Source organism: Pseudooceanicola aestuariicola, from assembly GCF_045763785.1.
Classification (GTDB): Bacteria; Pseudomonadota; Alphaproteobacteria; order Rhodobacterales; family Rhodobacteraceae; genus Pseudooceanicola.
This window is the reverse complement of record NZ_JBJGSF010000002.1, coordinates 181213-199415: the sequence shown is the minus strand read 5'-3', so window position 1 is coordinate 199415 and position 18203 is coordinate 181213. Positions and strand designations below refer to the sequence as shown.

Below are 18203 nucleotides of genomic sequence, written 5' to 3'. Positions count from 1 at the left end.
GGGACCTGCCCCCGGATGACCCCGGTGATCGTGATGACACGCCCCGCGCCCGACGGCGCCACAACGGCCGATGCGCTGATGCAGGCGCTGGGCGTACGGGTAATCCTGTCACCGTTGCTAGAGATCCGGATGGCAGCCAAGTTGCCGCAGATCGACCCGCGGGCAAGGCTGATCTTCACCTCTCGGAATGGCGTTCGGGCCTATGCGGCGCTGGGTGGTCCCGCGCAACCGGCGATCTGCGTGGGCGATGCGACCGCCGCGCTGGCGCAGGAAAACGGGCTGGACGCGCAGTCTGCCGGCGGTGATGCCGATGCTTTGGTCGATTTCATCCTGTCGCAACCGGGCGATGACCCATTGGTCCACCTGCGGGGCCAGAATGCACGGGGCGACGTCGCCAAACGCCTGCGCGACGCCGGGCGGGATGTGTCCGATGCGGTGATTTATGAACAGGCGCTGACAGACCTTTCGGCTCAGGCGATTGCCGCGCTGAAGGGCGATGATCCGGTGATCGTTCCGCTTTATTCTCCGCGCACTGCCACGCAGTTCGCCGCGCGCTGTCCAGACGGTGCAGAACCCCATATCATCGCGATTAGCGAGGCTGCAGCCCTTGCCGCCGCGCCGTTGCGTGCCAAATCCCTAAGCATATCAGATACGCCTGACGCGGCGGCCATGGTCCGGGCTATAGCTGCGACCCTTCAACAGCTTGAGGGGCAGGACACCCCGGACTAAGGTGCCAGTGCTGCAAATGCAAAGCAGGGATTCGAAAGGACGGTTTCGTGGCTAGAAAGAAAGCTCCAGCAAAGACCGAGGTCGACAGCGAAACGCCCAAGACGGACGACACCCTGCCTGCAACCGACGCCGACGCAACGGCCACAGTCGCCGACGCCAGCGATACTTTGCCAGCCGAAACCGAAGACACGACCCCGCCCGCGGCCGAAGGTGATGATACCCCCCCGGTTGCCGATTCGACCGACACTTTGCCCGGTGAGTCTGACGATACCGTATCGAGCGACACATCCGGCGATACGGGCGGCGATACGACCGACAGCATCGACCTGCCTGAACCCTCGCAGGATGATGAACCCGACACGTCGACCACCGTAGCCTATGGCGATGATCCGCTGGACATCGACGGTCAGGCAGAGCGTGAAGACACACCCGCCGACATCACTCCGAACGATTACGACGCGGAAAAGCCGGTCACTGCTGGCACCGAACCGTCGCCGGAAAATGCCGCCACCCCGGCGCCTGTTGTGACGGAAAAGCGCGGCGGGTTTTTCCCGATGGTTCTGGGCGGCATCATCGCTGCTGCCATCGGGTTTGCCGCGGCGCTAGGCCTCGGCGGTCAGATCCCCGGCCTTGGCGGATCGTCCGAACTGACCGATCAGGTTGCTGCGCAGGACCAGACCATTGCCGATCTGCAAGAGGCCGTCGGCTCTATCGACCTGTCTGAAATTCAGACCATGGCCGAAGACAACAGCGCCGCCTTGTCGGAGCTATCTGATCAGCTATCCAGCCTGACCGCGCGCGTCGAACAGCTGGAAGAAACCGCGATCACGCAAAGCGTGTCGGAAGAAGCCCGCGCCGCCTACGAAGAGGAACTGGCCCGCCTGCAAGAGGCGATGCGCCAGCAGCGCGAAGAGGTACAGAACATGGTGACCGAGGCCGAAAGCCTGCGCAACACCGCTGCGGCCCGGTCGTCCGAAACGCAGGCCCGCGCGGCTGTCACCAATATCCTTGCGGCATTGAATAACGGCGACAGCTACGCCGAACCGCTGGAACAGCTGACCGATACTGGCACGCAGATCCCGCAGGTTCTGTCGGACAACGTCGATGGCGTGCCGACACTTGCCGACCTGCGCGACAGCTTTCCCGACGCCGCCCGCGATGCGCTGGCGGTGACTCGCGGGGCTGGCAACGGTTCGGTCACCGATTTCTTCAAAACGCAGCTGGGCGTCCGGTCCCTGTCGCCGAAGGATGGCAATGATCCCGATGCCGTCCTGTCGCGTGCCGAAGCCGCCGTTGCCGCAGGGGATATCCCCACCGCGCTGACCGAAATCCAAGCCCTTCCGCAAGAAGCTCAGGCTGAGCTGGCGGATTGGCGCACGGCTGCCGAAACCCGGCTGGCCACTGTCGAGGCCGCCAATGGCCTGATGACGGAACTAAATACGAACTAAGGAACGCCACCGATGCTTTGGTCACTTGTAAAAATCGTCGTTTTCGTCGCGCTGGTGGCGGCGGCTACCCTTGGGGCCAGCTATTTGCTGGACATGCAGGGCGGTGTGCGCATCGCCATGGCGGGGATCGAAATTAACCTGTCGCCGATCAAGGCGGTGATCGCGGTGCTGCTGCTGATCTTTGCGGTCTGGCTGTTCCTCAAACTATTCGGCCTGCTGATTGCGCTGCTGCGGTTCATCAACGGCGATGAAACCGCCTTGTCGCGCTATTTCGACCGCAACCGCGAACGCAAAGGTTACGAGGCGCTTAGCGAAGGCATGATGGCGCTGGCCTCCGGTGAAGGCCGCCGCGCGATTTCCAAGGCGTCCAAGGCTGAAAAATATCTGGACCGTCCCGAACTGACGACGCTTTTGACCGCACAGGCGGCTGAAATGGTTGGCGACAAGCGCAAGGCGGAAGAGGCCTACAAAAAGCTGTTGTCCGACGACCGCACCCGTTTCGTCGGCGTGCGCGGCATCATGAAACAGAAGCTGGCCGAAGGTGACACGACCACCGCGCTGGCGCTGGCTGAAAAGGCCTTTGCGATCAAACCGGGCCATGAAGAGGTGCAGGACACGCTACTAAAGCTTCAGGCCCAGCAAAGCGACTGGAAAGGTGCCCGCGCGACGCTGAAGGCCAAGCTGCGTCACGGCAACCTGCCGCGCGACGTCCACCGCCGCCGCGACGCCGTTCTGGCCCTGTCCGAGGCCAAGGGCGTGTTCCAAGAAGACGCCACCATCGAATCCCGTGAAGCCGCGATTGAGGCGAACAAGCTGTCGCCCGACCTGATCCCCGCAGCCGTCATGGCCGCAGAAGGTATGATCAAGAACGGCAACAAGCGTCACGCGGCCCGCGTGCTGAAAAAGGCATGGGAAGCGTCCCCGCATCCCGATCTTGCCGGCGCCTTCGCCGAGATTGAGCCGGACGAGACGCCCGACGCCCGCCTGAAGCGGTTCAAAAAGCTGGTCGCGACGACGCCGAACCACCGTGAATCTCGCCTTCTGATGGCCGAGTTGAACATTGCCGCCGAAGATTTCCCCGAAGCGCGCCGGTCGCTGGGTAATCTGGCCACGGAATCGCCCGATGCCCGCGTGCTGACGATCATGGCCGCCATTGAACGCGGTGAAGGGTCCTCGGACGCTATCGTGAAAGGCTGGCTGGCCCGCGCCGTCACCGCGCCGCGTGGCCCGCAGTGGACCTGTGAAAACTGCCATAACATCCACAGCCAGTGGACGCCGATCTGTGAAAACTGCGGCGCTTTCGACACGTTGATGTGGAAGGACACGCCGGCCAGCGAAGTGCAGACCCGTATGGGCACCGCAATGCTGCCGCTGATCGTCGGCCAGATCGAAGACAAGGCCGCCGACCCGGTAGAAGAACCCCCGGTTGAGGATGCGGTTGTCGAAGACCCGGTGATCGAAGCCGAAGAGGCCGAGATTCTGGCCGACGAGGTCGCGGAAAGCCGTGACGAGGATGCGCCGGAAAAGACGAAAGAATAAGTCTTTCCCTATGAGGAACGGGGTGCTATAGCCCCGCGGCACGGGGCCGCTGTAGCTCAGCTGGTAGAGCACGTCATTCGTAATGATGGGGTCGGGGGTTCGAGTCCCTTCAGCGGCACCACTTTCCCGTGAAAAATTTAATAGAATAAAAGACTTGGCGGTATAACGCTTGGTCTTAACCACCTTTTTATCCACCAGTTAAAAGTGCGCAGGCGCTTTCGCGATTATGAGGTTGCGTTGCGCACCGGGTGCGCGGCCTCTGATCGTGCTTCAAGGAATCGCCCTTTGGTCGTGTAGAGCTATTCACACTAAGTCATGGGTAATGAGAAAAGTGGTGGGGGCTCTACATCATGACAATGGCTCTGCCGGTTGGCGGGTCAGTATGTGTACAAGGTGTAAGAGTTTGCAGATTTTTTCGCGGACTCAACCGCAGCTTACTTATTAATTCAACGACGAATGGTTTGGCTTAGCCCGATAGGCTGGTCGGATTTATTGAACCTGAAGTACGATTGTCACAAAATCACGCTTACACTCTCGGCCCCACAATGCGCGCGGGTAAATCCCTGCTTAATGCTTGTCCTCGCTTATGCGCTCGAACTCTTACAACTTTACCGTTGGCGTAACGTCTTTCATGTTCGGCCACCCAATGCTCAGTAGGCGCAGCTCGGCTTGCGGCCTGTGCTTGCTCAAAGCGAATCCTGGCCTTTTGTTCAGCCAAGTGTCGCTCGCCAGCGGGTCCAATTCGAATAGTGACATGAGACTTAAGAACTTCAGTCATCCAAACCTTACCAAACTTCCGCGCTGTCTTGGCCTGTGATGTTGATAGGCTTGCGACTTCTTGCGATATTAAGTCGTCCTCACGCGCAGCGAGTGCAGCGAAGAGCATAAAGCCGATTACCATCTCGTATGTGAGGTGACCTTTGTGTTCCTCGAAGTAAGTCCTCATGGAAGCTTCGTCGGTCAACAGTCCTGCCCTCATAAATCCCGCTAGTACTGTTCGCTGAGGTTTCCAAAGGGTTTCATTAAAGTCGGGCCGACCATCTCTTGATTTTGAGATCTCCAGAACAAATGGTGCATCCAAGAAGGCCGTGTCAGTTACTGCCGAATAGAGGCGCACGAGCAGTTTGTCCGGGGAACGATTATCAAAGAGGAACCCTCGCTGGTGCCGGTTGCGTAGTTCTTCTTTGTCCAAGGTCGTTATTCTTCTAGTACAACGGTCTTCCCACAGTTTGCGGTCGACATATTCTATCCAAAAGAGGTCACGTGGAAGTTCGATATCACGCACATAGTCTTGTATATCGGACTCAGGGCGATCCTCCCATGGCATGCCTTGGACATCCATTCTCAAAGTGTCTAGATAATTCGCAGCGTTGTGGTCGAGCAGATAGATACTCGCCGAGGAGAGATTGCTGAGAACTTGTTGCCAATGCTGACGAGTTTCCTCGGACGAGACCCGGTGACCATCTGGACCGTGCATATCCATAGGCATTTCGTTTTCCAGGTGGTGTCCAAGCTTAAGAGCGATGGTTTTGTAAAGGATCATTGATTTCACTCAAACATTACGTGCGGGTATCTCGGGCGGATCGAATGCTCGTTGAGTCCTAGTTAAGCACATTGAAGCGATACGCCGGCGTGCGTTCTCTGCTAGCCTCGCTGCACTTTGGGATTAGCTCAACGGAAAAATCAGAGAGGCGGAGGCTCAAAGACTAGTTGATAATGCCTTCCGACGGTTGGCGATGTGCACATTTTGAGACGCCCGCTTTATTAAGGCCTCTTTGTAGCAACTCTGGTCTTGACGCACTCAGATCCGTTACCGTTGGAGAACAGCAGCTGTGAGGTTTCCGGCTCCTCTACCCAATGATCGGAATTGATTTGCTTACTTTCTCTTAACCGATACCCTCAATGCTCGACCTATGCGTGTGTGGAAACTCGAAGCTAGCCCGACCGAAGAAAGGTATCTCTCGAAATGGGGCTATGCCTTATCTTCTAACGCCGAGGAAGCTCTTAAGCTCTGTGAAAAAAACCAGTGGGCTTCCGAATAACTGGGTCCATGCCAAGGACCCCAATATGCTCTGGCCTGGACCGCCGGATGAACAAGTGATTTGGTCCTAAAATTGACCGGATGCGCGATCGGTGGGAAGAGAGCAAGCCCTTCAGCTGCTTTCGATTTAAAGGTGTTTCGTTCCTATTCCCAAATCGAACGCTGATATCGCAAGTGTTCAAGTGAGAGGAGGTGTTTCCGCACTAGACGCAGTGGATTTCCGGTGTTGGAAACCCGAAGATCGTCCCCTGTAGATAGGGCTCCGCGGTCCAGCAAAATATGGTGGTTTGGGCATAGGCAAAGAAGGTTTGCTAATTCATCGGGACCGTTGTGAGGTGCCCCCAAAGGGCGTATGTGCGCAGCTTCAGCGTAGGCGCCTCCTGCGCAATCCAAACGGAAACCACATACTTGACAGGTGTAGTCGTGGAGTTCCTTCACCTTGCGTCCGAGTGCTGTGTCCCTGACTATCCTTTGTACGGTTGTCGGAACCCGTCGCGTTGTGCCATCCGCGACAGGACCTGAGCTATCTATTTCTTTTAATTCCAGGGAACGGTTCTGCAGCATAACTAACCGGAATCTACAGACTTTGAAGCCATCTAAACCTGTTGACCGCCAATATTCATCAACACGAAATAATCCGTCGAAGCGATACCCCGTTTGTGGTGAGTGCTCGCTCTCGTGGCCTGCTTCACGGATTACTCTTACCGGCAGGCCTTCAAGACAGCTTTGTACCAGAGACTGGTTTTTTCCAGTAAACTCCTGGTCGGCTACTTGTCTCGTCGCGTTGGGAGCGCGCCCGCCGTCGCCTGTGTAGACAATGTATGAACCGTGATCTTCATCATCTTTGTAGCCGCCTGAAAGAACGATACTTTCAGCACCGACTGACGCGCGTCCAACAATGCCAGCCTGCAGCGCGCGATGTACGCCCGCGTCGTAGAGCTCCCGGCGACTGTCAAAATGTTCTCCAACTTTTGCACCCTCAACTTCCCCGATTGCCATGCGCTGGCCTCCACTGATTATTCCACGACCAACGTCTTCCCTGTTTGTGGCAGGGAGGAACTTTAGATTTTGATATTCTGGGTACTTGATCGCTGCAAGGTTCGTAGGCGCAATGCTCTAATCTGACTACATTCCGAAGGTTCCCACTTGAAAAGACGGCTAGGCTGAGAAGCGTCGCACTGGAGACTCTTTCGATACACTTAAGAATTTTAGCATTGAGAAACTTAGGGACAGCCATGCCAACGGGCAAAAACCACATCAAAACCGAAGCCGATGCACTGACGGAAATAGTGTCCTGGTCAAAACATCGACCGATCTGGCAGCGGAATGCGCAGTACATGTCGAGCGAGGTCTTCTGAAAACTTCCTTCGCCCAAGCCAAGACGGCTACCCCAAACCAAATGTCTATGACCGCTGCAATCAGGCGGAATATACATTGGGGTAGGATTGACGCGCAATTGACCTCAGAGTTACTTCGCCAGCTTTCAACCGATGCCGAGGCCCTATAGAAGCTCGCTAAGCTCTCGTTGTTTTGCCCTAGGTTCCTGTTTCTTGGCTTTCTCTTCAGCCCTCTGCTTGAAGATAAAATATTTTTCACCGAGCTTCCCGCTAAGCACGTTTAGAAGAAGCTTTGCATCAGCGGGTGATTTAGGAAGGAAAGGCTGGCCAATAAGTTCTATCCAGCGTTCAAAAACTACTTGATCAATGCTCTTCTTGAGTGGCTTCTGCGAACAATTCAGTTCATGCAGACTGACGACTGAAGTGTCCAATCCATCTAGGCTCATTTTCATCCGCCAGTCTTTTATTCTCTCAGGTTCTTTAACATCGGAAGAATTGTGGACTAGCCAGTTGGGTACCGCATCTTGGATCAAACTATCTAGAGCTTTGTTGGCATCCTTGCCCGGCTTCATCTTCTTTCTGATTAAATCAACAAATGAATTTGGTACGAATACTGTCTGTGCTTTCGTGGCATTTCTTGTGAAGTCGTGGGCTTCGCCCTGAAGAGTTCTAGTAAGTTTCCCTTTCATGGAGAATTTTCGCCCTGCAAACTCTTCATTTGCTTCGTGAATAAAGAGGGACTTTCTAGGGAGGACATCAACTATCTTTTTTGTAGTGTTCCAGTCGTCAGTTCCGCCATAGCGCGCAAGGGCAAACTGAGGATCATAGGCCTGCAAGAACCTTGGAGCGTTGAGAACCATTCCGTCCGAGCAGTGCAACCACCTAAAGTTGGAGCGCTCCCAAGGTCGCAGTTTGTAGAAACCGTCATAGCTGGGGAACCTGCTTTGTTCTTTGAGGGCCAAAAACCAGAGACAGGAGAACAGCAATTCATCGGTGGCCTCCGTTGCCAGTTCAGTCTGAAACGGCATTTCGCTTCCTGCGTAGGTGTTCCTCTGTAGGTTAAGCGGAAAGGAGCCAGATTTATCCCCGATTGAAAGCGCAGGGGTGCGAAATATATATGATCGCAATACTATGCCAGCGTTGTTGTTTTCGCCTGATCGCATCCGGTCGACCCGAGTACCCGAAACCCGAATTTGATTGACTGAAAGAGCGGGCTTGCCACTCTCGTAAGACCAATTCACTTCAAAATCGTCGGTTTCAAAGTAGTTCCAACCGCCCTCAAAAGAGTTGGCCTTCGTTGGTAGAAAACACTGCTCGTCCCAAGGAATATTCTTGTTATCAATGGTGTAGTTTAAGCTTGGTTCCCTACCAAAATATTGGCTAATCCCGCTGTGAAGGTCAACTTCACGTCGTCGATTATAGCCTAAGATTTCACCGACTTTTTTCTGAAGGTGCTTGGGCACCTTGATGGTGATTTTCGTTCCGACGGCACAGGCAACCTTCTCTACATTTATTGAGGTTGTCTCTACACCTGCTGAAAATCGAAGCCCATTTTTTTCTGGCTCTGAGTAGTGTCGAGTTTCTACTTCTATCTTTTCACCAATCAAGAAGGCGGCGAGCGCTCCGACACCGAAGCGCCCACTTCTTTGCACCCGAATTGATCCGTCGGCTTTTTCAAAGTGCTCCTTCCACGTGTCTGAACTTCTAAAGGAAGCCCCTGCTTTCAAGAAGTAGTTCTTAATGACGTCCGCAGTCATTCCAACGCCTCTGTCAGTGATCGCTACTTCAACAATCTTGGGATAGGGACCATCATCATCTGCATCGCTGACAAAATCTACTTGGACGTCAGCAGAGATGTCATTTCGACCTTCGGTCTGTTCAATCGAACCTTCAGAGACGAGGCTATCTAGTTCTTTGACCGCATCGGTCGCATTTTGGACCAGTTCGCGAAGACCAACAGAAATGTCGTTCGCGTAGAGTGGTCCTATAAGTAGCTTCAAAAGCTCGCTTCCAGCCGTGGTGAACGCGATTTGCTCAGGTAGGTAAGTTACGGATTGTGAGAAGCCCTCAGCATCATCAATGTTTGACCTTAGCCTGCGAATTTTAAGACCAAGCTTGTTTAGACCGCTGTGGGATTGAAGGCCGTAGACTTCGCCGAGCACGGCCCAAGACATGTCGAGTTCGCGTTGAAAGTCACCTATCCAGTACTTCAACCGCAAGAAAGTGTCGATGTCTTGAGGATAGGCAGTAATGTCAATTGCCTCGGGATCGGAGATGTTGGTTATGTCTGTAACGCACTGATGAACAGACCATTCCCGCGACGAGACCGGGCTCTTGAATTTTGAAACGTCAGTTCTTGCAGATGGTGCTCTAGCACTTTGAATTTGAAGATAATCGGCGACCCGGAGTAGAGCCATGAGAAAGACAGGATGTGCAGAACGCGTCTCTATCTTGTTGTTGTAGTGCTTTTCTAGGTACGAGAAGGTATCTCGAAGCGCCATGCCGTGGCTTCGAGCAATTAGTCCACTGATGTCATTGAGAAACCTATCTTGGTCAGAAGTGTCGGCGCAGAATTGAATGAGTGTGCCGTCTTTAGAGGGCATTCCGTACAATGCAATTTCATGCGCTAAGCGAGGGTGGTGCCTGCGAAGGAACTCACCAACTAGCAATATGTCAAATTCATTCCACGGTTCGCTGAAAGAAGGGAATTTGGTAATTGGCTCGTAGTTTCGCCCAAATAGGGCCTCCAGTTTCTTAGCGTCAAAACGCTTGGCTTCGGACAGAAAAGACACCCAAAGTTCATGCCAGGGAAGGTCGCCAAACCCTTCGATGGGAGGCATTGGGTTTTGGGGGCTAACAAGCGTCTCAAACCCATCTTTAGTCAGGTGCATGCCTAGATCATGAAGCATAACCGATGTAGTTAATGCAGCAAAGTCAATGCCAGTCATTAATTCCAGAGACTTGTCGGTCGCGAGGTCGACCGCAGTTTCTAGAACTGCTTCAAAGTGGGTGACATCATGATCGGTATACTCTGGAAAGAACACCATCTTGTTCGAAGAAATGTGGTCGGAAATCCGAGCAACGGAACCTTTGACATAAGCGTCCAGCGCATGGTCGTCTCTTATTCGTTCAAGAATTACTTCGCTAATTTTCATTTTTGCATAGCATCCGTACAACTGTTCTCCGAACCCTAACCACATTACCGAAGATTGCTAGTTGGAAGACCATCTGTGAAGCCAATCCTGTTGGAGGTTGACGGCCTCCAATTTTTTGGCGGTTAAGTCTCATATATACACAAAAGTTATTAAAAACAATAATTTATGTCGGCCTTCGTCTCCGCCATTCTGGCAACTATTGGCCGCGGTTTCTATCAGACCGCAGCCCTCAACAGGTGGCTGGTCGTCGATTTCAGTCGTTGGTGAAAACGCGGCGAATGCGCGCTTTGTCCGCGTCCTGGCCATTGCCAGCATTGGAATTGCTGCGCAGTCGATAAATGTCTGCTTCGGGGAAGCCGCGCTGCGGCGTAGGACGATGCGATGGATGTCGGCTTTGGGCCGACAACTGACTTGGCCGAATGGGCGGGAACCGGACCTTCGCTGCAAATGCAAGCAATTAGGTCGCGCTCTCCGAAAACCGACATTCAAAGATACTCATGCAGCGCCCGTGGGGCGCCGCATACCTTTGTGACGACAGAGACGTTTCTGGCGACGTTCGATCTGCCGAGCTTGCGGGACTTGCCGGAGTTGTCGATAATGACGGCCAATGGTGTGGCTGAGGCGAGCCAATGAGTGATCCAGTCGCGCGAAATGATGGTTCCCTTCCAGTTCGGAAAAAATCCAACGCCGTAGGACGCAAGGGCATATCGTTCGTACGAGATGCGGTTGAAGAGGCAAACTGTGTCTTCAAGGAAATCGATCGTGCTAGTGACTATGGTCACGATGCCTTCGTTTTGCTTGTCGACGGCGAGGAGCAACACCTATAACTCTCTGGTCTCAGGTTTCACCTGTTTGCTGCCGCCGTGATCCAAAATGAAGTCGATCTCCTCATCAATTCCTTCAACGGTGCGGAACCTTTCGATGACGTCCTGCGATCCGGATATATAGTAGCCAAACAGAGGGTCCACTTCCAGAACACCTTCGCGGCCAAGCTTCTCTTTAGTGACGTGCTGTTCCTCTTCGTCCTTGATCAGCTGAATGATCCCACTCCATTCTTCCGCGGTCATGCGCTTATGTGTGGTTTTTACTAACTCGACGACAACCTCGGAATGGCGCGTCGCAAGTTCCACAAACCGACTGAAACCACGGCTTTTGCTGCGAACAAGGAGAGGCCGCAAATAACTGGCATAGGCCCTGATGTGCTTATTCATTGCGCAAAGCGTGCGGCCAGCCTCGTAGAGCATGTCCAAGTAGGTACGCTCCGAACAACCGTACAGCAGGATATCCCTTTGAATGTCGTCGAGGAGTTGCTCAGCCACCGGCAGCTCACCCCTTTGTCTGAACAGGCGCGCCAGTAGCACTCGGTATCCCAAAGCCTCATGCTGAAACCCGTCTGCGCTTGCCCTGAATACGGCCGCCATGGTCTCCGACATGGCTTGTGAACTGGTTTTTTCGGTGTTGGCCAAGGCGCGGATTCGGTTGTGGATGAAGTCGGGGTCCCAGCGTCTGGGGTCTTGCTCCGTCACAAGGATTTCTGAGCTTAGCTCGATCGCCTCCGCGAACTTGCCCTCGAGGCACATAATATGAAGGTTCCGAGCACGAACCCTCTTCTGCAACGCGCTTCTCCCCTCCATCGTTGGCTCGTTGAGGTGCTTTCGAATTGTCCTCTCGACGGACCGGATGGTCTTTTTGGCGGTCTTGAGATCGTTGCGTTCCGTCAGCACTAGTGTCCTGTTGAGCTTTTCCTCAAGCGCTGATTTTGAGTCTTTTGCATGTTCATTCTCCAACGACTTGAAAAGCTTGTTAGCCCTTTCCAATTCGCCGAGATCAAGCAAGGCAAAGGCGCACTCGCGAAGATAGGAGACACGATACTTCGGATTGAGATTGGGGTGCGGTTTGCCAAGTTTTCTATTTTCGCCCATCAACTGCAGGAGTTCCGCTGCGTATTCAAACGCGCCGTGGCGCTTGGCTAGGGACCGGCCCTGCTGCGGTAAGTCAGCGACCTTGCCAAAGGCTTTGTTTCCGTTGATCTCTCGCTGAAAAATCCTTGAGTAGCAGAAGTTGATCACTTCTGAGGGGTCACATCCCAGCAAAGAGGGATCAGGCGCCTCCGGAAAAACGTCGTCTGACCCGCGTACAGTAAGGTCTGACGCCTCGCTGACCCCATCAACGCAGCACACTAGGTGCCGGATACACTCGCCAAGCAGGAAAATGCGTGACCTACCCCAGTGCGGCAAATAGGGGAATTCTTGCGCAAGGAGCTCTTTGCTGTCCTGGTTTTTCCATAGGTTTCTAGCCACGCGCCAATGGGCGACCGAGCGCTCGAATGGATCGACCCGGCGCCATTCATCCTGCACGATGGATCGAATTCCTAGGCTTAAGGTGAAAATCTTCTTTGCGTCTTCGTCGTCTCTCGGAAGCGTGGGGTCTTGGAGCGGGTCCGTTATGGGGCAAAGCCGATCTTTGACCTTATTTTCGAAGGCCTCTCTTGTGAGTTCTGATACCCTATTGCCCTCGGTGCCCTTCGGAGCGAAGGACTGACGCAAACTTTCCAATGCGGGCTCCGTCAGCCAATGCTTAGCTGTACTGCAAAAACGCAGCGCCCGCAGTTCGGGGCTTTGCTTCCCGGCAGACGCGCGAAGAATGTATGCGACCAGATCGTCATGAAAGAGCTCGATGCTTTTGGGAAGCGGCTCATCTCTGCCGCACAGCGCGTCGAACCCCATTGTTGGGTCGAAATACGCGTAGTTTCCGAAGTTTGAGGCGAAGTAGGCGCGTAGCCGGATCATACCTGGCCAGACGCTCCGCTCATCACTACGCCTTACCGCCTCGTAATGCCATTTGCCCCTCTTCAAGCGAGAACCGCCCTCTTCTGCACGGGATTCATCCCGGTGCGCTTTGTAGTGCTCGAAAAGCTCTCGATAGAACTCGAAACCTGTCTGTGACTTGAGTACTTTGTCCAACTGATAAGATCTGTTGTGGGACGCAACTAGAGCAGTGACTGCAGGAGACCGGCCGACCGTGATCACCGAGGCGCAGGTTCCTTTCGAGTGGACGTCCGCGGCACACCTTAAAACCTGATAGATCAGCAATTCTTTCTCATACGACTCTTTTTGAAACGGGATAAAGCAAACGTCAGACACAACCAAAAGGATGCGCTCTCTACGGAGTGCGCCTACGAGAGCCATAGGCGTGCTAGCCCTGTCCTCCCTGATACCTAACTCAGCGGCAAGCCGCTTAAGCTGGGCGTCAAATGGCGTTCCAAGGTCGGATGGCCTGATTGTGCAGATTTTGCTGAACGACTTCATAATCTCGTCGTGTTCTCGCAATAGATAAACGATGTAGCTCGCGCCCGACCACGGCTCGGCATCCCAGTGGACCACGCCGACATCCGACCGTAGCGCAAGCCGCGCGAGCATTCGCCACGCTCCGCGTTCTCCGCCAGAGAGTACCGGTTCCTGCTTGCTGTCCGAGCCCAAGCTGTGCATTTCGTAGTTTTGCTTGTGACTTGATTTGAAGAGGCTACTTCGCCGATTCAGGGTCAGCCCTAAGTCAAGTGCCGCCTCTTCCCTTAGCATTTTGTTTTCAACCAGCGTATCGACTTCGCTAGTGGTCTTGCATGCAAACAGGCCGTGAAGATCAAAGCTGTTTTCGATACGATCTCGTACCCTGTGGTCTTCGAGCGCTTTCATCACCCTTTCAGGTCTCGCTTTGCCGTTCAGAATTTTTGAAGCGTAGCCACGGGAGATGTAATAAGGCTCGTCCTTGTCCTTGTCGGACAGCGAAAACCCCATGTCGCTAAAAAGATCGTCGTGTTGATAGGTGCGGACTTGCTTTTGGAAACGTTTGTGGTTGCACCAGACGTAAGAAAGTATCTCTAGATGGTCCATTCTGCGAACTCGCCTTCCAAACGACTTAAACTGGTCGTTTCTTTAGTCGCTGAACAGCAGAGAGGAAACTTTCCTGTGTAAGACAACGATGCTCGAGGAAAGTCAAAAGTTTCCAAAGGAAAGTCAAGAAGTTTCCAACAGGCGCGGTCAGAAACTCAAGGAATCTTGCGGGACTCTTACGGAAATTGAAAAAAATTCCAGGACAAAGGTCTGGAAACAAACGTACATTCCAGAATCTTCCGTGCGTTTACCCTGATCTCTACTTGCTGCCTGTAGAGCGGCGAAATTGCCAAGCCGCTGCTCACTAGAACCAGCTAAAGGGAGAAGCAAGTGCAAGACTTAACAAAATTTTCCGCGGTGGGAGGTTGCTCCTGCAAGCTACCGGCTGACCAGCTTGACGATATGCTTAACGGGACGGGCGCCTTGGCGTTGTTAGCTGACAATGGGTCTGCCGACGACGCGGCGTTCTCTGAGCTCGCGAATGGTGACGTGCTTGTCACTTCGGTCGACTTCCAGAACCCAGTTTTGGATGACCCATACCATGCGGGTTTGATCGGTGGCTTGAACGCTTTAAGCGATATCTTTGCGTGTGGGGTTCAGCCGGAATGGGCGGAGGTAATCCTCGCGTTGCCGCAGATCGACAAGAAGACCAAAATTGCAGTCGGCCGCGAGATGATGCGTGGCCTTATGGACTCCTGTTCGAGAGTCGGCTGCCAAATAGTTGGTGGGCACACTATCGAGCAGTCCGCACCACTCATTGGTCTCGCGGTCCGCGGCACGGCGCAACCTGCGCAAATCAAGCGCAAGTCCGGTGCGCGACCGGGCGATGTGGTTCTGGTAACAAAACCCATCGGAAATGGGATTGCGGTTGCCGCCCGCCAGGTCGGTTTCCTGATCGATGCTGATTGGAAAGTGGCTCAGGAGACGCTCCTGACGGCGAATTCCGTTGGCAAGGACTTCGGTGCGATTTCAGCTGTCTCAAGCCTTACGGATATCACCGGCTTTGGCCTTATCGGCCATAGCTTGGAGGTTGCGATCGCAAGCAACGTGACGATCGAGATCAACGTCGACGACATTCCTGCCTTGCCTGGAACGAAACGCGCGGCGGAAACGGGGTTCGTTCCGCAGCTTGCTGCTTCGACCTGGGAGTTCTCGGAAGCACAAGTCGCCGGCAAAGAGAAGTTGAGCGATGGCGAGAAGATGCTTCTTGCTGATCCGCAAACCAATGGCGGGCTGCTCGCCACAGTCGCGAGGGGTGCGGTCCAGCAAGTCATCGAGGTTGCCCACCGCAATGGCGTCGAGGCTGTGGCGATCGGCGAGGTTCGTAAGCGCGCCACGCATTACTGCAAGGTAAAAAAGGGCAAGTCATGACAAAAACATCAATCTACTTGGACGCACAAGCGACCGAAATGCCGCGCCCAGAGGCGCTGGCAACAATCACGCACCACCTAACGCAAGGGTTCGGAAACCCCAGCGCCACAGCTCATGATCGCGGCCGTTCCGCACTGGCGCGACTCGAACGCGCCCGCGGCACGATGGCAAGCCACCTTGGTGCGTCTACCGACGGAGTAATCTTCTGTAGTGGCGCGAGCGAGGCGAACAACCTGTTCCTAAAGTCACTAGTTCGCCCCGGTGGTTTATTCGTGGCTAGCGCAATCGAGCACAAATCCGTTCTCCAACCCGGTGAAGCCTTCAGTCAAATCGGCACGCGTTTTCTGACTTGCGATGTCGATACTGACGGACGCGTGGATCCGAATGATCTGCGCGGAAAGCTGACTAGTTCAAATTCGGTTGTATCGGTTATGCACGCAAATAACGAAACCGGTGTCATTCAACCAATACGAGACATTGCCGAGGTCTGCCGTGAGAAGGGGGCTATTCTTCATGTTGATGCGGCACAGACTGTCGGCAAGATTCCTGTGAGTCTTGAGAAACTGGGAGCGGATGCGTTGACGGTGTCCGGCCATAAATTCGGTGGTCCTGTCGGGTCCGGCGCTCTCATCGTCAAGCCCGACCTGATTTCAAGCCTTGTACCTCAAATAATCGGCGGTGGGCAGGAGGCTGGCATTCGTGCTGGGACGACCCCAATTGCCCTAATAGCGGGTATGACTTCCGCTTTGGACGCGGCAATCGCGGAAATGAACAGTTCCGCCGAACGCATGCGTCGCTACCGCGATACCCTGATGACGGGAGTGCAAGACTTACCAGGCTTCTTCGTGAACGGGACTATGCACGGAAGACTTGCCAGTAACTTCAATGGTGGATTCGAAGGCGTGGATGCTAACCTGCTCATGCGTCAGGTCCCGACTCTACAAATCTCTGCAGGCTCCGCTTGTACGACCGGTCGGGCGTCTTCCCACGTACTTGAGGCCATGGGCGTTTCTGTCGCGCGACGGCGCGCCAGTCTGCGCGTGAGTTTAAGTTGGTCGACATCAAAGGCCGACATCGCAGAAGCGATCCAGTTGCTCAGGACTGTTGTGCCACGCCTGAGTGAACAGGCGTCGTCCGCATGACGGTCTTGATCACCAGCGGGTCGGCATACAGCGACATCGATGCCTTCGCCTGCGCGACCGCGCTGGCGGAGGCTCTTAGGCATAAAGGGCAAAATGCGGTTGCGTGGTTGCCGGGCCCGCCAAACCTCACGATCCCGGCTGAATTTCATCATCACCCGGCATTTAGACTGCCATGCCCTAAAGGTAACTCCGATGTAATCTTGGTTGATCTTTCAGATCCAGCGCATATTCCCAAGGCGCTAGCCATAGAACAGGTCGTCGCTGTCTTTGATCATCACTTTGGTCACGAGGAGTTTTGGGCCTCATCTGATGCGAAAGCCTCCATCGAACCTGTGGGCGCGGCCGCGACGCTCATCTGGGAAGAGGTTCTTTCTCTAAAAGCCGCCCAACACCTCTCCGCTGGTGTGCTTAAGGCACTTTGTTGTGCCATCGTCTCCAACACTGTATGCTTTAAGCTTCCTCTGACAACGCAACGCGACCGGGACGCCCTCGAGATGATTGAAGGGATGCTCGCCTTCGAGATTGATTGGCGAGAGCGGTTTCTTCAGGAGGTGGACTATGGGATCTTCAAGAATCTGAAGCGAGCAATTGCCACCGATACGAAGGAAATCGAATTGACGGCAACACAGAGCTTTCGCGTGGGTCAAATTGAGGTTCATGATGGTGCTCGAGCTATTGAAAGTCTTGGGTCGCTTGTCGCAGCAGGAGAAGAACTGCCTGATCTTGTGGTTGTCGCAGCAAGGAGCGCCGAGCGAACATCGCTCGTAACGACCCAGATCAGAATTGCTGAAAAACTAGCAGAATACTATGGCGTTGACCTGGCTCAAAAAAGCGCGCTGTTCGAGTGTCGCCTGCCCAATTTTCGACTGAGGAAGATGATGCTGCGAGACTTCTCACGCGTTATGCTGGATTAATAGAGTGCGACTACGTTCTCCGTCAGGCAGCAAAAAGACCTCTGGTCTGCGGTAGAAACACGTTCGACTATCAGTGTTAGCAATTTCCCCAAGAGTTCCAAAAAACCGCCCTCTTTGCCGGTAACGATAATTCTCGGTTATCGTTACCGTAAACCGATGGGACCTGGATTTGGTCCTGGACGTCCGCTTTGGGGAAGCTGCATCGCAGCATTTGGTTTCAACGTGAGCGGCAGCTCCGGGCCGGAATTGGTCGCGCGCTTTACTCAGCGCTAGGGTCGAGAAGCATTGAGGCTCATGCGCCAACTGCGTAGCTATTCTTTCCGCTGTGCCGCTTCACGAGTAATACATTTGACATAAAAAAAGTCGATCTAATCCTGGTCTGCTTCTCAACCGAACTTAGCAGCCGTTGAGTGTATACTTCGGCGCTAGGTCGCGCCATGTGCGAACTATTCAGTATCTTCGGTCTTTCGGTCTAATTGTCTCACCGATGCTGGTGTTTTGCACGAGCTCAATAGGTGGAGCAAACGCTGTTGAACAGCGCCTTCCTGCGAGGTCACAACGGCGAAAGAAACAATAATTTCATTGCAAAGGCGAAAATAGGTTGTGGTGCGCATATACATGGGACGTGGCGGTATGA

11 protein-coding genes and 1 tRNA gene are annotated in these 18203 nt (G+C 54.2%); 7 read left to right on the top strand and 5 right to left on the bottom strand.

What is annotated here, in order from left to right:
• Positions 1-33: 33 nt before the first annotated feature.
• The 4 genes from ACI3GR_RS08815 (at position 34) to ACI3GR_RS08800 (ending at position 3837) form a co-directional block, all read left to right on the top strand.
• Positions 34-729, top strand: a complete 696-nt coding sequence (locus ACI3GR_RS08815; RefSeq protein WP_407494886.1) for a uroporphyrinogen-III synthase — start codon at positions 34-36, stop codon at positions 727-729.
• Between the two features lie 47 nt (positions 730-776).
• Entirely contained in the window at positions 777-2177 is a 1401-nt protein-coding gene (locus ACI3GR_RS08810) for a COG4223 family protein (protein ID WP_407493827.1), read from the top strand.
• A gap of 12 nt (positions 2178-2189) precedes the next feature.
• On the top strand, positions 2190-3716 hold the full coding sequence (locus ACI3GR_RS08805; protein WP_407493825.1) for a heme biosynthesis protein HemY: 1527 nt from the start codon (positions 2190-2192) through the stop codon (positions 3714-3716).
• A gap of 45 nt (positions 3717-3761) precedes the next feature.
• A tRNA-Thr gene (locus tag ACI3GR_RS08800) sits at positions 3762-3837 on the top strand.
• Between the two features lie 405 nt (positions 3838-4242).
• Here the strand turns inward: ACI3GR_RS08800 and ACI3GR_RS08795 are convergent.
• The 5 genes from ACI3GR_RS08795 to ACI3GR_RS08775 all read right to left on the bottom strand — a co-directional run bounded on the left by ACI3GR_RS08795 (position 4243) and on the right by ACI3GR_RS08775 (position 14139).
• Positions 4243-5259, bottom strand: a complete 1017-nt coding sequence (locus ACI3GR_RS08795; RefSeq protein WP_407493824.1) for a hypothetical protein — start codon at positions 5257-5259, stop codon at positions 4243-4245.
• 642 nt (positions 5260-5901) lie between these two features.
• Positions 5902-6756 carry a YDG/SRA domain-containing protein gene (locus ACI3GR_RS08790; RefSeq protein ID WP_407493823.1) on the bottom strand — a complete coding sequence of 285 codons (855 nt, stop codon included), beginning with the start codon at positions 6754-6756 and terminating at the stop codon, positions 5902-5904.
• Positions 6757-7258: 502 nt separating this feature from the next.
• Entirely contained in the window at positions 7259-10249 is a 2991-nt protein-coding gene (locus ACI3GR_RS08785) for an HD domain-containing protein (RefSeq protein WP_407493822.1), read from the bottom strand.
• Between the two features lie 485 nt (positions 10250-10734).
• The gene (locus ACI3GR_RS08780; protein ID WP_407493821.1) at positions 10735-11070 is read right to left on the bottom strand and encodes a hypothetical protein; all 336 of its coding nucleotides are present in this window, start codon (positions 11068-11070) and stop codon (positions 10735-10737) included.
• On the bottom strand, positions 11071-14139 hold the full coding sequence (locus tag ACI3GR_RS08775) for a hypothetical protein (RefSeq protein WP_407493820.1): 3069 nt from the start codon (positions 14137-14139) through the stop codon (positions 11071-11073). It abuts the gene before it with no gap.
• Between the two features lie 330 nt (positions 14140-14469).
• On the opposite strand from ACI3GR_RS08775, the gene selD reads away from it, so the two are divergent.
• Genes selD through ACI3GR_RS08760 form a run of 3 tightly spaced genes read left to right on the top strand, consistent with a single transcriptional unit; the run spans position 14470 to position 17566 of the window.
• Complete coding sequence (gene selD / locus ACI3GR_RS08770; RefSeq protein ID WP_407493819.1) at positions 14470-15510, top strand: selenide, water dikinase SelD; 1041 nt, start codon at positions 14470-14472, stop codon at positions 15508-15510.
• Positions 15507-16652, top strand: a complete 1146-nt coding sequence (locus tag ACI3GR_RS08765; protein ID WP_407493818.1) for a cysteine desulfurase family protein — start codon at positions 15507-15509, stop codon at positions 16650-16652. Before selD ends, ACI3GR_RS08765 begins: the two co-directional genes overlap by 4 nt.
• Positions 16649-17566: a DHH family phosphoesterase gene (locus ACI3GR_RS08760; protein WP_407493817.1), complete on the top strand. Its 918-nt coding sequence runs from the start codon at positions 16649-16651 to the stop codon at positions 17564-17566. The genes ACI3GR_RS08765 and ACI3GR_RS08760 overlap by 4 nt, the downstream gene beginning before the upstream one ends.
• The last annotated feature ends 637 nt before the right edge of the window (positions 17567-18203 follow it).

Excerpts from the sequence above, each read along its gene's own strand:
- ACI3GR_RS08765 (WP_407493818.1), top strand. The coding sequence starts at position 15,507 with ATGACAAAAACATCAATCTACTTGGACGCACAAGCGACCGAAATGCCG.
- ACI3GR_RS08790 (WP_407493823.1), bottom strand. The coding sequence starts at position 6,756 with ATGGCAATCGGGGAAGTTGAGGGTGCAAAAGTTGGAGAACATTTTGAC.
- ACI3GR_RS08795 (WP_407493824.1), bottom strand. The coding sequence starts at position 5,259 with ATGATCCTTTACAAAACCATCGCTCTTAAGCTTGGACACCACCTGGAA.
- ACI3GR_RS08805 (WP_407493825.1), top strand. The coding sequence starts at position 2,190 with ATGCTTTGGTCACTTGTAAAAATCGTCGTTTTCGTCGCGCTGGTGGCG.
- ACI3GR_RS08760 (WP_407493817.1), top strand. The coding sequence starts at position 16,649 with ATGACGGTCTTGATCACCAGCGGGTCGGCATACAGCGACATCGATGCC.
- ACI3GR_RS08785 (WP_407493822.1), bottom strand. The coding sequence starts at position 10,249 with ATGAAAATTAGCGAAGTAATTCTTGAACGAATAAGAGACGACCATGCG.
- ACI3GR_RS08815 (WP_407494886.1), top strand. The coding sequence starts at position 34 with ATGACACGCCCCGCGCCCGACGGCGCCACAACGGCCGATGCGCTGATG.
- ACI3GR_RS08775 (WP_407493820.1), bottom strand. The coding sequence starts at position 14,139 with ATGGACCATCTAGAGATACTTTCTTACGTCTGGTGCAACCACAAACGT.